Source organism: Paraburkholderia acidicola, from assembly GCF_002362315.1.
In the GTDB taxonomy this organism is placed as follows: Bacteria; Pseudomonadota; Gammaproteobacteria; order Burkholderiales; family Burkholderiaceae; genus Paraburkholderia; species Paraburkholderia acidicola.
Genome location: NZ_MTZV01000006.1, coordinates 966,365 through 979,997, shown reverse-complemented (window position 1 = coordinate 979,997; position 13,633 = coordinate 966,365). Strand labels below are relative to the sequence as shown.

The 13,633-nt window shown below is 61.8% G+C and carries 11 protein-coding genes; 8 read left to right on the top strand and 3 right to left on the bottom strand.

Annotated features, from left to right (window positions below; translation table 11 throughout):
- The first annotated feature begins 16 nt into the window (after nt 1–16).
- The 3 genes from BWP39_RS23170 (at nt 17) to BWP39_RS23160 (ending at nt 2,982) form a co-directional block, all read left to right on the top strand.
- The gene (locus tag BWP39_RS23170; protein ID WP_096724454.1) at nt 17–679 is read left to right on the top strand and encodes an alpha/beta hydrolase; all 663 of its coding nucleotides are present in this window, start codon (nt 17–19) and stop codon (nt 677–679) included.
- Between the two features lie 233 nt (nt 680–912).
- Nucleotides 913–1,983, top strand: a complete 1,071-nt coding sequence (gene mreB, locus BWP39_RS23165; protein WP_096724452.1) for a rod shape-determining protein — start codon at nt 913–915, stop codon at nt 1,981–1,983.
- A 186-nt stretch (nt 1,984–2,169) separates the two neighbouring features.
- Nucleotides 2,170–2,982: an alpha/beta fold hydrolase gene (locus BWP39_RS23160; protein WP_096724450.1), complete on the top strand. Its 813-nt coding sequence runs from the start codon at nt 2,170–2,172 to the stop codon at nt 2,980–2,982.
- Between the two features lie 42 nt (nt 2,983–3,024).
- Here the strand turns inward: BWP39_RS23160 and BWP39_RS23155 are convergent, their stop codons facing one another.
- On the bottom strand, nt 3,025–3,426 hold the full coding sequence (locus tag BWP39_RS23155; protein ID WP_096726115.1) for a hypothetical protein: 402 nt from the start codon (nt 3,424–3,426) through the stop codon (nt 3,025–3,027).
- A gap of 454 nt (nt 3,427–3,880) precedes the next feature.
- Between BWP39_RS23155 and gltA the strand changes: the two genes are divergently transcribed.
- The 5 genes from gltA to BWP39_RS23130 all read left to right on the top strand — a co-directional run bounded on the left by gltA (nt 3,881) and on the right by BWP39_RS23130 (nt 10,636).
- A complete protein-coding gene (gene gltA / locus BWP39_RS23150) occupies nt 3,881–5,182 on the top strand; it encodes a citrate synthase (RefSeq protein WP_096726114.1) in 1,302 nt (433 codons plus the stop codon).
- A 185-nt stretch (nt 5,183–5,367) separates the two neighbouring features.
- A complete protein-coding gene (locus BWP39_RS23145; RefSeq protein WP_096724448.1) occupies nt 5,368–7,662 on the top strand; it encodes an amylo-alpha-1,6-glucosidase in 2,295 nt (764 codons plus the stop codon).
- A 99-nt stretch (nt 7,663–7,761) separates the two neighbouring features.
- A complete protein-coding gene (locus BWP39_RS23140) occupies nt 7,762–8,622 on the top strand; it encodes a MurR/RpiR family transcriptional regulator (protein WP_096724446.1) in 861 nt (286 codons plus the stop codon).
- Between the two features lie 109 nt (nt 8,623–8,731).
- Nucleotides 8,732–10,060, top strand: a complete 1,329-nt coding sequence (locus tag BWP39_RS23135) for an aspartate aminotransferase family protein (protein WP_096724444.1) — start codon at nt 8,732–8,734, stop codon at nt 10,058–10,060.
- Between the two features lie 21 nt (nt 10,061–10,081).
- Nucleotides 10,082–10,636, top strand: coding sequence for a carboxymuconolactone decarboxylase family protein (locus tag BWP39_RS23130; protein ID WP_096724442.1), 555 nt, complete (start codon nt 10,082–10,084; stop codon nt 10,634–10,636).
- Nucleotides 10,637–10,790: 154 nt separating this feature from the next.
- Here BWP39_RS23130 and BWP39_RS23125 read toward each other — a convergent pair whose 3' ends face one another.
- Complete coding sequence (locus tag BWP39_RS23125) at nt 10,791–12,101, bottom strand: carbohydrate porin (protein ID WP_096724440.1); 1,311 nt, start codon at nt 12,099–12,101, stop codon at nt 10,791–10,793.
- 128 nt (nt 12,102–12,229) lie between these two features.
- Nucleotides 12,230–13,435: an MFS transporter gene (locus BWP39_RS23120; RefSeq protein ID WP_096724438.1), complete on the bottom strand. Its 1,206-nt coding sequence runs from the start codon at nt 13,433–13,435 to the stop codon at nt 12,230–12,232.
- Nucleotides 13,436–13,633 lie beyond the last annotated feature (198 nt).

The window sequence follows — 13,633 nt, the reverse complement described above, 5'->3', positions numbered from 1 at the left end:
ATCGACGGGATTCAGGATGGCCTGGGAGCAATTCGAACATGGCTGGCGGCTCGCGCCGGTGGACCTGCCGGCGAAGTCACTGGTCGTGCTGTTACACGGCGTGGGCAGCAACGCGCGAGACCTGATGCCGCTCGCCGATTTCTGGCGTGGCGTGCTGCCGGACACGGCGTTCGTGTCGCTGGATGGCAGTGAGCCGTTCGACGGTGGCTTCGGCGGGCGTCAATGGTTTAGCCTGCGCGAGATCGACGCAGCGAACCGCGTGGAGCGTGTCGCGCAGGCGTACCCGGCGTTGCTACACACGCTGACCGCCGAACTCGCGCACTGGGGTGTTACTTACGAAAAGCTTGCGCTGGTCGGTTTTTCGCAGGGCTCAATTATGTCGTTGCATCATGTCGCGTCCAATCCGGATGGGGCGGCCGCAGTGGTCGCCTATTCGGGGCGTCTTTCGTCGCCGGTTAGCGCACATAGCGGCACGCCGGTCACGCTGATTCACGGCACCGACGACGACGTCATTCCGGTTCGCGAACTCGAACATGCGGCTACCGCGCTCGAGGATGCGGGCTACCCGGTCGATGCATACGCGCTGCAGGGCGTCGGCCACACGATTTCCGCCGATGGCGCGGCGCTCGGACGCGATGCGCTGGTGAAGGCGCTGGGTGGATCGGACGTGCGGGGTTAAGGCAAAACGGGCAATGCAGACAGTCGTCATACCGGTTCGCACAGGCGCCTAAAGTTTCTCGCCGGTGCTGCCGTTAGAAGTTATCAACACGAAGCGCAAGAAAAGCAAGAAAAGCACGAAAAAAGCACCCGACACGCGGGCCTGGACCAGGCCGGACAGCCGTCAACGCGCAGCCGGGGCCGATTATTCGCGCCGCCGCAGGCAACGGGCGGCCATACACGCAGAGCCAAGCTATGGCCCGATCGACGTCGCATCCACCGCTGTTCAGCCGTCTGTTCCGTCACAACGTGGCGGTCGACCTCGGCACCGCGAATACGCTGATCTATACCGACGATGGTGGCATCGTGCTCAACCAGCCGTCCGTCGTGTGTTTCCAGAAGCCGGCCGACGCGGGCCGCGAGCGTGTCACGGCCGGCGCTAATCCGATCGTCGCAGCCGTCGGCAACGAAGCGAAGCAGATGCTCGGCCGCGCGCCCGGCAATCTCGAAGCGGTCCGGCCGATGCGGCACGGCGTCATCGCAGACTTTTCCGCCGCCGAACACATGATCCGTCAGTTCGTGGCGATGGCGCGGCCGCGCCAGCTGTTCGGCCGTCGCGCGACGTTTACGATCTGCGTGCCGGCCGGCGCGACCCAGGTCGAGCGGCGCGCGATCAAGGAAGCGGCGGTGTCTGCGGGGGCGTGGAAGGTGAGCCTGATCGGCGAATCGCTGGCGTCGGCGGTCGGTGCGGGGCTGCCGGTGGCATCGGCGACTGGGTCGATGGTGGTCGACATCGGCGGCGGCACCACCGAGGTCGGCGTAATCGCACTGGGCGGCGCCGTGTACAGCGGGTCGATCCGCGTCGGCGGCGACCAGTTCGACCAGGCGATCGTCAATCATGTGCGCAGCGTGTATGGCGTGCTGCTCGGCGAGCAGACGGCCGAATACGTGAAGAAAACCATTGGCTCGGCGTTGCGCGACGTACCGATCGAGCGGATGAACGCGACCGGGCGCAGCGTCGAGGACGGCCTGCCGCGTACGGTTCAACTGAGCAACCATGACATCGCCGAGGCGATCGTCGCGCCGCTGCGGCAGGTGATCGGCGCGGTGAAAACCGGGCTCGAAAGCGCACCGCCCGAACTGATCACCGATATCGCCGGCAGTGGCATCGTGCTGACTGGCGGCGGCGCGTTGCTCGGCCATCTGGATCGCTGTCTGAGCGAGCAGCTCGGCGTTGCCGTGCGGGTGGCCGATGAACCGCTGACGTGCGCCGTCCGCGGAGCGGGCGCGGCGCTCGGCATGGTGGATGCGTTTGCGTTCGATTGAGCGGGCGCCGCGGTATTGAGCGATTACCGGCGCAGGCACAGGTCGGCAGTTCGGCAGGGCGGTCCGATAAGTGGCCTGTGTGACAATGGGTGCTCTTTTCGTTGCCGGCTCTGGCCGCCCGTGTCCGTGAATCAGCCCGTTCCTGCCTCTTCGCCATCGTTCGTTTCACTGCAGAACCACCTGCGCATGCCGTACGTCGAGGCCGGCGACGGCGAACTCCTGCTCTTCGTACACGGTTCGCTCTGCGACTACCGCTACTGGCAACCGCAGCTTGGCGGGCTGTCAGGCCGTTACCGGTGTGTCGCCGTGAGCCTCACGCACTACTGGCCCGTCATCGATACGCCCGCCGACATACCGTTCAGCTGGAGCGATCATGCCGACGAGCTGGCCGAATTCATCGAACGATTCGGCGCCGGGCCGGCGCATGTGGTTGGTCATTCGCGTGGCGGCTGTGTGGCGTTTCATTTCGCGAAACGCCATCCGCAGTGGCTGCGTACGCTGACGCTGGCTGACCCAGGCGGCCCGCTACAGATTGCAGACCGTCCGCCCGCGAAGCTGCCAGAAACGGCCAATGCACTGCGCGCACGGGCAGCCCAGCTGATCGAAACGGGTGAGGTGGATGCGGGATTGCAGCTATTCGTCGACTCGGTGAGCCGGCCGGGTTTCTGGGCGAAAAGCACGACGGCGTTTCGCACGATGGCGACCGATAACGCCCATACGCTTGCACGCCAGTTTCGCGATCCGTTGCCGGCCTACACGCCGGAGGATGCCGCTGAAATACGCTGTCCGCTGCTACTCATTGACGGGGAAAAGAGCCCCGACATGTTTCGCCGTACTGCGACGGCGCTGGCCGCGTGGTGTCCCAACGCGCGCCGCGAGACGGTACGCGGCGCGTCGCACGGCATGAACCTGGCGCACCCGGCCGCGTTCAACCGCTACATCGATACCTTCATTCGCGAGGTGGGCAGCGCGCCCGCCGTCACTGCCGCCGACCGCTAAACCCGGTGGCAGTGCTGGCTGGCGCGCGCACGTTTCAACGCTTCAGCCTTTGCGATGCGCGTCGACGTCGAGCACCTGCTCGGCGGCCTGGCCGACAAGGCCGTTGTAATACAGATGCACACCGATCGCGAGCGAGTCGTTGCGGATTTCCTGAAACGCTCTCCAGGCCTTCACCGGGTCTTTGAACAGCAGGTAGTGCGCTTCCTGTGCGACGAGGTGCGCGACCTGATGCAACCCGTGGCCGTGCAGCGCTGCAACGAGCGAGTCGAGGCTGCTGTGCGTGCGCGCATCGGTGCGCGGATACAGCATGTGCAGTACTGCAACCTTTTTTGGCGCCAGTGCCGCCGACAGCGCGACAACGATATCCTGATGGGTCAGCGCGGTGACGATGCTTTCGTCTTCCTGTTCGCTTTCCGGGAACAATGTTTCGACGGTGAGATTCATCGGGTCCATCCTGTTATTTCAGCTGACGTTTCGATTTGAGCTTCGACTCGAATTTCGACTTGAGTCTCAACTCGGATTTCACTTGATATTGGCCGGTAAAAAAAGCCCGCCGCAGAACGGCGGGCTGAAACGACAATGTGCTTGCGAGGGGAAGCAAAACACGACTTCAGTATGTCAGAGCGGACGCGCCTGTGCAGGTCGCGGCCGGCAAAACACTGTTGCACGCAGCGTGCAGGTTTCATTTTCCCGACATGTCCTGGACACCCCCAGGACATCTTCGGCAACGAGTGTTGCGTCGGGCGAGATGGTTTGTTGTGCGCGATCGATCCAATAACCGGACGCGCGCGCCGTAGAATGCATTGCCAACGCGGGTCGGTCCCGGCCCGCATGCGCCGTAATCATCGATGTGACCGGTCGGTGCGACAAAACCGGTGCAACAAATAAAGGAACGCAGATGAACGATTCGACGACACACGCAACGCTCACGTTTTCCGATGGTAGCGACGCCATCGATCTGCCGATCTACAAGGGCACGCTCGGCCCGGACGTGATCGACATCCGCAAACTGTACGGCCAGACCGGCAAGTTCACGTACGACCCGGGCTTCATGTCGACGGCGTCGTGCAACTCGGCGATTACGTATATCGATGGGGACAAGGGCGAACTGCTGTACCGCGGCTACCCGATCGATAACCTCGCGCAGAACGCGGACTTTCTCGAAACCTGCTTCCTGCTGCTGACGGGCGAACTGCCGAACCAGCAGCAAAAGGATGAATTCGTCGAGACCGTCACGAAGCACACGATGGTGCACGAACAGATGCACATCTTCTTCCGCGGCTTCCGGCGCGATGCACATCCGATGGCGATTCTGGTTGCCGCGGTCGGTGCGTTGTCGGCGTTCTATCACGACTCGCTCGACATCAATAACCCGCGGCATCGCGAGATTTCGGCAACGCGCATGATCGCCAAGCTGCCGACGCTCGTTGCGATGGCCTACAAGTACAGCATCGGCCAGCCGTTCGTGTATCCGCAGAACGATCTGTCGTACAGCGCGAACTTCATGCAGATGATGTTCTCGACGCCCGCCGAAGAGTACAAGGTCAACGACGTGCTGGTGCGTGCACTCGACCGCATCCTGATCCTGCATGCAGACCACGAACAGAACGCGTCGACATCGACGGTGCGGCTCGCGGGTTCGTCGGGTGCGAATCCGTTTGCCTGTATCGCAGCGGGGATTGCTTGCCTGTGGGGTCCGGCACACGGTGGCGCGAATGAAGCGGCGCTGAACATGCTCGAAGAAATCGGTTCGGTCGACAAGATCCCCGAGTTCATCAAGCAGGTGAAGGACAAGAATTCAGGCGTGAAGCTGATGGGCTTCGGTCACCGGGTGTACAAGAACTACGATCCGCGCGCGAAGCTGATGCGCGAGACGTGCTACGAAGTGCTGGAAGAACTGGGCCTGCATGACGACCCGCTCTTCAAGCTCGCGATGGCGCTGGAAAAGATCGCGCTCGAAGATGACTATTTCGTGTCGCGCAAGCTGTATCCGAATGTCGACTTTTACTCGGGTATCGTGCAACGTGCGCTCGGCATTCCGACGTCGATGTTTACCTGCATCTTCGCGATGGCGCGCACGGTGGGCTGGATCGCGCAATGGAACGAGATGATTGCCGATCCGGAACAGAAGATTGGCCGTCCGCGGCAATTGTTCGTCGGCGAAACGTCGCGCGAAGCGAAGCCGATCGCGCAGCGCTAGGAGTTTTGCCTGCACGAGGCGAGTGGGTGGCCTCGTGTGACCGTTGTGGTTCGACTGCCGCGCTGCTGCGCGGCAGTTTCGTTTACGGCATCTCGTGTGCATTCGTGTGCATAAGGAACGAAACTCCTCTGCTGGCCTCATACCCTCTACAATCGCAACAAGGCCAACAGCACAGGAGCAAGCTGATGCAGGATCCAGAAGCACTCGGCGGACTGACGCACTCGGGCGGCGCAACACCGGCCGCAGCGACACCCGCACCTGACGCATTCATCGCACCCGAAAACCAGAACGTCGCGAGCCCGGCACAGTACGTGCTGAAATCCGGCGACACCTTCATCGTCAACGATGCGCTAGGCGACATCACCGGTCGCGACGACGGATTGTTCGTCAACGACACGCGCGTGCTGTCGCAATTGCGGCTTACTTTTGGCGGCCGCGCACCGTCGCTGCTGTCGGGCAGCGTGAGCAGTGATAACGCAGCCTTTACCGCGCATCTGACCAACCGGCCGCTGCCGCTGCTCGGCGGTACCAGTACCCCGGAAGGCGTGATTCACGTCGAGCGCGTGCGCGTGCTGTCGGGTACGGTGCTCAACGAAGCGATCGAACTCACCAACTACGGCACGAGCGACGCCGTAGTGCCGTTGTCCATTTCGTTCGCCAGCGACTTCCGCGACATGTTCGAAGTGCGCGGCCTGAAGCGCGACAAGCATGGCACCTACGAGCCGGCGCGCGTCGAGAATGGCGAGGTACTGCTTAACTACATCGGGCTCGACAATGTAGAACGTCGCGTGCAGATCGCGTTCTCGCCGACGCCGGACAACCTGCTTGCGGGACGTGCCGATTACACGGTAAGCCTGCCTGCGCAAGCCTGCGTATCGATCTATCTGTCGGTGTCGGTGCAGGTCAGGGCGTTGACGCAAGCGCAGGCCAACGCGCCGAGCGCCGGTGTCCAGCAGCCGCTTCACTACCTGAGCGGTGCGCATCTGTCGCAGATCGATGCGGCGCGTCCGCGCGTGGGCCGGGCCGCCGTGCGCGCGGGACTCGTCGATGCGCACCTGGTGATGCGCGAGCGGCGCCGCGCGTCTGCGCGTATTCATTCGAGCAATCCGCTGTTCAACGCGTGGATCGACCGCTCGCAGGCTGACCTCGGCTTGCTGACTACCGATCTCGCGTCCGGTCCCTATCCGTATGCTGGCATCCCGTGGTTTTCGACACCGTTTGGCCGCGATGCGGTGATTACGTCGTTGCAAACGCTCTGGCTGCAGCCGTCGCTCGCGGCCGGTGTGCTGCGCTTTCAGGCCGAGCACCAGGCGCGCGAGAACTCGGCGTTCCGCGACGCGGCGGTCGGCAAGATCATCCACGAGATGCGCAAGAGCGAGATGGCGGCGACCGGTGAAGTCCCGTTCGCGCAGTACTACGGCGGCGTCGACACGACCCCGCTCTTTATCGTGCTGGCGGGCGCCTACGCAGCACGTACCGGCGATCTCGCACTGATCGACGAACTGTGGCCCGCGCTTGATCGCGCGGCTGGCTGGGTGAAGGGCGTGTGCGACAAAAACCGTTACGGGCTGCTCGACTATCAGCGCGAATCGGATGGCGGACTGGCTAACCAGGGCTGGAAGGACAGTCACGATTCGGTGTTCCATGCAGACGGCCGTTTTCCCGATGGGCCGATTGCGCTCGTCGAAGTGCAGGCGTACGCGAGCGCCGCTTTCGACACGATGGCGCATTTCTCGACGCTGCGCGGCCTGACCGGCGATGCCGCCGACTACGCTCAACGCGCGAAAGCGATTCGCGCGTGCGTCGAGGATAAGTACTGGATGGAAGACGCAGGCTTCTACGGCATTGCACTCGATGGTCACGGCGAACTGTGTCGCGTGCTCGCGTCGAATGCGGGGCACCTGCTGGCGTTCGGCTTGCCCGAACGCAGCCGCGGCGAAGCGGTGGCGCGTGCGCTCGAGTCGACGCTGTTCCATACCGGCTGGGGTGTGCGCACGCTGGCCGCGGGGCAACCGCACTTCAACCCGATGGCGTATCACAACGGTTCGGTCTGGCCGCACGATAACGCGCTATGTGCGCGCGGCGCGGCGCGCTACGGCGGCAAGGCGGCCGCGGTGCGTCTATTGCAGGCGCTGTTTCAGGCCGCGGTGAATTTCGACATGCGTTTGCCCGAGCTGTTCTGCGGTTTCCCGCGCCGGCGCGGCGAACCGCCTACGGCCTACCCGGTCGCCTGCTTGCCGCAGGCGTGGGCGGCGGGCTCGCCGTTCATGATGCTCGAAGCATGCCTCGGCATGACGATCGATGCCGCGAAGCGCGAGGTCCTGATCGAACAGCCGATGCTGCCCGATGGCATCGACTGGCTCGAAGTCGGCGATCTGCGGGTGGGCGATGCGTCGGTGACGATCACGTTCCGGCGGGTGGCGGGGAAGGTGGTCGCGTCGGCGGAACAGGGGGATGTGCGGGTCGTTGCGTTGCTGTAAATACGCTGCCTGCTGCGGCGAAGACGTTTGCCGGGTGCACAAGCCCGCACGGGCGCCGGTGGTAACATTTGTTGTCGTCCACCACCACCGGTACACCGCATGCCAGACAGCTTCGACGAGCTTGCCGTTTTGATCCGCACACGTTTTGCCGAACTGAGTCCGCAGTTTCAGATGGGTGCGGCGTTCCTGCTCGATCATCCGGATGAAGTCGCGGTGTCGTCAATGCGTAAGGTGGCCGAGCGGGCGCAGGTGCAGCCTGCATCACTCGTTCGGCTGTCGCAGCAACTGGGTTTTCCGGGCTGGAACGAGTTGCGTGAGTTGTTCGTCGCGCGCGTGCGCACGCGGCCTGAGCGTCTCACCAGCAAGGCGCGCTCGCTCGTCAAGACCAGTGCGAAAGATGCGCTCGCACACGATCTGCTTATCGCCCAGCAGCACAATCTCGAACTGACGGCCGCGCACAACGCGCGCGCAACGGTCGAAGCGGCGCGTCTGTTGCGGCGCGCATCGCATGTCCATGTGGCCGGTTTTCGTTCATGCTATTCGGTTGCATTCGGGCTGGTATATGGGTACCGGCTGTTTCACCCATCGGTGTCGCTGCTCAACGGCGAAGCGGGCACGCTCGAATTGCAATTGCATGGTGTCCAGCGCGACAGCGCGACGATCGTCATCAGTTTCGCGCCTTATTCCGCCGAAGCGGCACGCGTGGCCGAGGCCGTGCAGGAGAAGGGCGGGCGGCTGATCGCGATCACCGACAGCGCGGTGTCGCCAATCGCACTGCATGCCGACAAGGTGCTGATCTTTTCACACGACAGCCCGTCGTTTTTCCCTTCACTGGTGGCAGCAACGGCGATTGCGGAATCGCTGGTTGCGCATCTGCTGGCACTCGAAGGCGCGCGTGCCGTGGAGCAGATCGAAAAGGCCGAGCACGCGTTTCATTCGAAGGGCGCTTATCTTTCCTGAAGCTATTCGCGTGGAGTGATCTGCAGCGGATAGTGGCGTTCTATTTGACAACAAACGTTGTGCGAATGTATAAATATGCATCGTGTGGTGATTTAAGAAGAGGAGCGCCATGTCCACCGTATTTCACCGTATGCCGAAGAAAACGCTGCCGGTCGCCGTGGCTGGCGACGGCATCGAGATCGTCGATGCCGCTGGCAAGCGTTATATCGACGCATGCGGCGGTGCTGCCGTGTCGTGCCTCGGGCATAGCAATGCGCGTGTGATCGAGGCGATCAGGCGGCAATCGCAGCAATTGCCGTACGCACACACATCGTTCTTCACGACTGAACCGGCTGAGGCGCTGGCGGACCGCCTGGTCGCCGCGGCGCCGCAAGGGCTTGAGCATGTGTACTTCGTGTCCGGCGGTTCGGAGGCCATCGAAGCCGCGTTGAAGCTCGCGCGTCAGTACTTCGTCGAGACTGGACAGACGCAGCGACGCCATTTCATCGCGCGTCGGCAGAGCTATCACGGCAATACGCTCGGCGCACTCGCGATCGGTGGTAATGCGTGGCGGCGCGAACCGTTTCTGCCGCTGCTGATCGAGACACACCATGTGAGCCCCTGCTACGCATACCGCGAACGGCACGCAGACGAGACCGACGCAGCCTATGCGCAACGCCTCGCCGACGAACTCGAACAGAAGATCCTCACGCTCGGTCCCGACACAGTGGCCGCCTTCATCGCGGAGACCGTGGTCGGCGCGACCGCTGGCGCAGTGCCGCCGGTGCGCGATTATTTCCACAAGGTCCGCGCGGTGTGCGACCGCTACGGCGTGCTGCTGATCCTCGACGAAATCATGTCGGGTATGGGCCGCACCGGCCATCTCTATGCGTGCGACGAAGACGGCGTCGCGCCCGATCTGCTGACCATTGCGAAGGGGCTCGGCGCGGGTTATCAACCGATCGGTGCGACGCTCGTGAGCGCGAAGATCTATGACGCGATTGTCGGTGGCAGCGGGTTCTTCCAGCATGGCCACACATATATCGGTCACGCGACCGCGTGCGCGGCGGCGCTCGAAGTGCAGAACGTGATCGCCGAAGACAACCTGCTCGCGAACGTGCGGGCGCGCGGCGAGCAATTGCGCGCGCAACTCCGCACGCACTATGCGCAGCATCCGCATATCGGTGACGTGCGCGGTCGCGGACTGTTCGTCGGCGTCGAGCTGGTGCGGGATCGGGCGACGAAAGTGCCGTTCGATCCCGCGCTGAAACTGCATGCGGCGATTCGCAACGAGTCGTTCAATCGCGGGCTGATGGTGTATCCGATGGGCGGCACCGTAGATGGCAAGATCGGCGATCATGTGCTGCTTGCACCGCCGTTCATCTGTACGGCACGCGACATCGATACGATCGTCGAACGCCTGACCGACGCGATCGATGCTGCGTTGCCTGCGTCCTGAACCTTCCTCATGAGCCCTGCTATGACCGATCGTCTTCCGCACTTCGACGCCGCCGCTGCAACACCCGAACAGAAAGCCGTGCTCGATGAAATCCTGTCCGGGCCGCGCGGCAATCTGAACGGTCCGTTTCTCGGCTGGATTCATAGCCCGGAACTCGCGCAGCATGCACAGCGCCTCGGCGCATTCTGCCGGTATCACACGGGGCTGCCGCTGCGCCTGTCGGAACTCGCGATCCTCGTGACAGCCGTGCGCTGGCAGGCGCAGGCCGAGTGGTACATCCACTATCCGATCGCGCTGCAGGCCGGTGTGCGGGAAGAGGATGCACAGGCGTTGCTGGCGGGGACGCGTCCGGCGTTCGCGGATGCCGACGACGCGTTGATCTACGCGTTCGTCAGCGAACTCTATGACACGAAGCGCGTGTCCGATGCGACCTACGCGCAAACGGTCGAGCGCTTCGGTCACTCGGTAACGATCAATCTGGTTGCGCTGCTCGGCTATTACGCGCTGGTGGCGATGACGCTGAATGTGTTCGATATGCGTGCGCAAGGGCAGGTGTCTTTGCCGTTCGCGGAGTAGCGTTAGCGGCTTGCCACGGTGATTGTCGAAGCGACCCTGGGGGCTCAATTACCCGCGGCCGCAACGTGCAACGAAAAAGCCCCGGTCGATTGCATCGACCGGGGCGTTCGTAGCCTTCAAGGCAGGCGCGCTAGCGCGTCCTGTTCTACCTCCATCAAAACTCGAGCGTCACCGAGCTGAGTATGCTGAGCGCCGCTTTGCGCTGCGGCGCAACCGTCGGTGTGCTCGAGTAAAGAAACGCGTTGTTCCAGTAGATACCGCGTTTGACCAGGAACGCGTAGCTCACCGACGCGGTCGTGATACCCCGTGTTGCGCCGATTCCCGCTGAATCGGCGAAGTCGACGAAGTCACTACTGATGAAGTTCCGGCCCACCGAAAGCGAAAACAGGTCAAACGGTCTTGAGGCAAAGGTCCCAATTTTGTAGAGGGTCAATCCAACATCGGACGAGAAAACATTGACTAATTGAGAGCCGTAATCGGCCTTGACGTTGACGTACCACCCCTGAAACGGAAGGCCCGCATTGGGCTGGGTAAGTTGATAGTCGAGAATCCCGTAGAACCCATAGTTTCGATTCGTATAGCTTCCCGATAGATAAGGCTGGGTATGAATCGAATTCACCGTCGGGAATCCCGACGTGTTGTAAATCGCGCCGGCACGGAACCACACCTTGCTCTGCCCGGGAGCCGGATTTACCTTGTAGCCCACTTCGTCGATAAAGGCTGGTCGACCGCCTTTGACGTAGGGGTTAAGTCCGGACCGGTTGTTGTTCCATTCGTATAGTGGATCAACGGGATCTGCACTCCGCGTGACGCCGAAGTGATTGTAGAAATGCTTGTCGCCAAAGTATGTCGTGATGTCCAGGGCCGGGGTTGGCAGCCAGCCCTGAATGCCTGTCGCAAACGGCAGTGTGCTGCTCGGACCTAAAATTGCAGCTCCGGCAATGTCGCCAATATTGGTTCCATAAAAAACGGAAGCAGCGTAATAGAACCCGGCCTGAACGATTACGTTATTGTCGAAAAAGGGCAGGTAGACGGAGAGCTGGTTGGCTGAAAAACCAGTCTGTCCATTACCGCGAAATGAGTTGTAGTTGAATACCGGCTTGAACGTGAACTGGGAGCCTTGATTGAGACCGAGTCTGCCGAGATCGTAGGTAAACATCGGCAAGAACGTGCTGTTGTAGGTCGGCTTTTGTCCCGAATAAAGCTGTTGAGGTGTTCCGCCGTCGCCTCTCAGGTTGTAAGTCACGAGACCGGCAAGAGAAACGGAAATTCCGATCCCATTTGCGGCCAGTGCCTTGCGCAAACCACCCAGTTCCGGATCTACCGTTTGACACGGAGACGGAATGGGGTCGACGCCGCCGCGAGGAACAAACTGGTCATACTGCTGACAATCTTGTGCCGCCTGCGCTGCGGCGTTATTCGAATTGGCCAGCGAACAAAGCGTCAGTGCAAGCGTAGGCACCATGCGAGCGCACGTTAATTTATTCAAGTCTCCCCCCACCTATTCTGGAAATTAAGCCCGATTCAAGAGGCGTTCACTTCATGTATTCGCGAATGATTCGCTCGCGACGAAACTGGTATTCGAATTCACCCTTAAGCCGCGGCGCGGCGCCACGACGATGCGAGAACCGGTAGCGACAGCAACGCGAGGACAGCCATAGCCAGATAGGCTTTTGCCGGTCCGAGCTGCCATAGCCATCCCGAGCCTGCGATCACCGCTGCGAGCGTCGCGCCAAGCAAAACGGCATACAGTCCTTGCGCACTGGGGACCAGGATGTCCTCGACCCGGCTGGCGATCATCAGGACCGGAGCGAGGAGTGCGCCCGCGACGAGGAAGCACTGCAGAATCTGTGCAAAAACGAGCATCGGCAGAGCCGGGGAGGTTGCCATGATCGCCCAGCGCAAGGCGCTAAACAGGGCGCCAATCACCATCATGATTCGCGGGTCGCGTTTCCCGAGTAGCTTTGCCCCGAACGTGAAAATAACGATTTCGGACGACACGGAAATCGCATTGAGAATGCCGATCGTGCTTTCATGAATGCCCGCACTTTTCCATTGAATCGATCCGAAGCCGGTGATCACGCCGCTGCTACCCATCAAGAGCGAAGCGGTGACGAGGACGGACATCAGCGTCCGGTCGCGAAAGATTTCACGCCAGCTGCCACCGCCATTCGGCGATGCGTGTACGAGCGCGCTATCGCGTGGCAGCAAGGGCAAAATCGCCAATGGGAACAGCAGCAGGACAGCGATTGCCCACGGAAGCGATTTGATGCCCAGTTTTTCGATGACCCAACCTGCAAGGCCGCTCGAGGCAATTACCGCGATGGAACCCCAGACACGCAGGCGACCAAAATCCAGCTTTCGACTGCGCACGGTCAGAATCGCGTACGCGTCCATGAGCACCGGTATCTGATCCCAGATGATCGAGAAGACGAGGAACAACGCGAGCCGGCTCCAGTGTGTCGTTGCTTGCGGGAAAAATACGAGGATGACCGCGGCGCTCAATACCGTCAGCGCAATGCCATTGCGAACCCGGCCGTGCCGCCCACACCACGCGGCGAACGGCGCAACGGTCAGGATGCGCAGGATCAATGGGATCGAAATCAGCGTGCCGATCTCGGTCGCGGAGGAGCCCGCATCCTTGAGCCATACGGGCATCCAGGCGAAGAAGCCGAAATGGAAGTACAGCGCCAGATAGAGCAGCGAAACACCTGTTGCAAGCTGTCTTCCCGCTACCCGGTCACCGGGGAGTGAAGTTGTGTGGGTCATCTGTTGCGGGTCCGGGATGGTGGCCGCCATGATTGTCTCCTGCGTCGTGTTTGTACTGCAAATGACATCGATAACATAGTCTATCGAGATACATCGAAATTGGCTCTACGGGTTTGCCCTTGTGAGATGAGTTCGCGCCAGTCTGGCGTCAATATGGAGGTTGGTGCGGCGTCATGGGCGGGATTGACGACTCGCCGGGACGCCATTTGGTCTAACAATATCAGGGTG

Bases quoted from the DNA above. Each gene is read 5' to 3' on its own strand.
- gltA (WP_096726114.1), top strand. From the start codon at position 3,881: ATGAACGATTCGACGACACACGCAACGCTCACGTTTTCCGATGGTAGC.
- BWP39_RS23160 (WP_096724450.1), top strand. From the start codon at position 2,170: ATGCCGTACGTCGAGGCCGGCGACGGCGAACTCCTGCTCTTCGTACAC.
- BWP39_RS23130 (WP_096724442.1), top strand. From the start codon at position 10,082: ATGACCGATCGTCTTCCGCACTTCGACGCCGCCGCTGCAACACCCGAA.
- BWP39_RS23140 (WP_096724446.1), top strand. From the start codon at position 7,762: ATGCCAGACAGCTTCGACGAGCTTGCCGTTTTGATCCGCACACGTTTT.
- BWP39_RS23155 (WP_096726115.1), bottom strand. From the start codon at position 3,426: ATGAATCTCACCGTCGAAACATTGTTCCCGGAAAGCGAACAGGAAGAC.
- mreB (WP_096724452.1), top strand. From the start codon at position 913: ATGGCCCGATCGACGTCGCATCCACCGCTGTTCAGCCGTCTGTTCCGT.
- BWP39_RS23120 (WP_096724438.1), bottom strand. From the start codon at position 13,435: ATGGCGGCCACCATCCCGGACCCGCAACAGATGACCCACACAACTTCA.
- BWP39_RS23135 (WP_096724444.1), top strand. From the start codon at position 8,732: ATGTCCACCGTATTTCACCGTATGCCGAAGAAAACGCTGCCGGTCGCC.
- BWP39_RS23125 (WP_096724440.1), bottom strand. From the start codon at position 12,101: ATGGTGCCTACGCTTGCACTGACGCTTTGTTCGCTGGCCAATTCGAAT.
- BWP39_RS23170 (WP_096724454.1), top strand. From the start codon at position 17: ATGGCCTGGGAGCAATTCGAACATGGCTGGCGGCTCGCGCCGGTGGAC.
- BWP39_RS23145 (WP_096724448.1), top strand. From the start codon at position 5,368: ATGCAGGATCCAGAAGCACTCGGCGGACTGACGCACTCGGGCGGCGCA.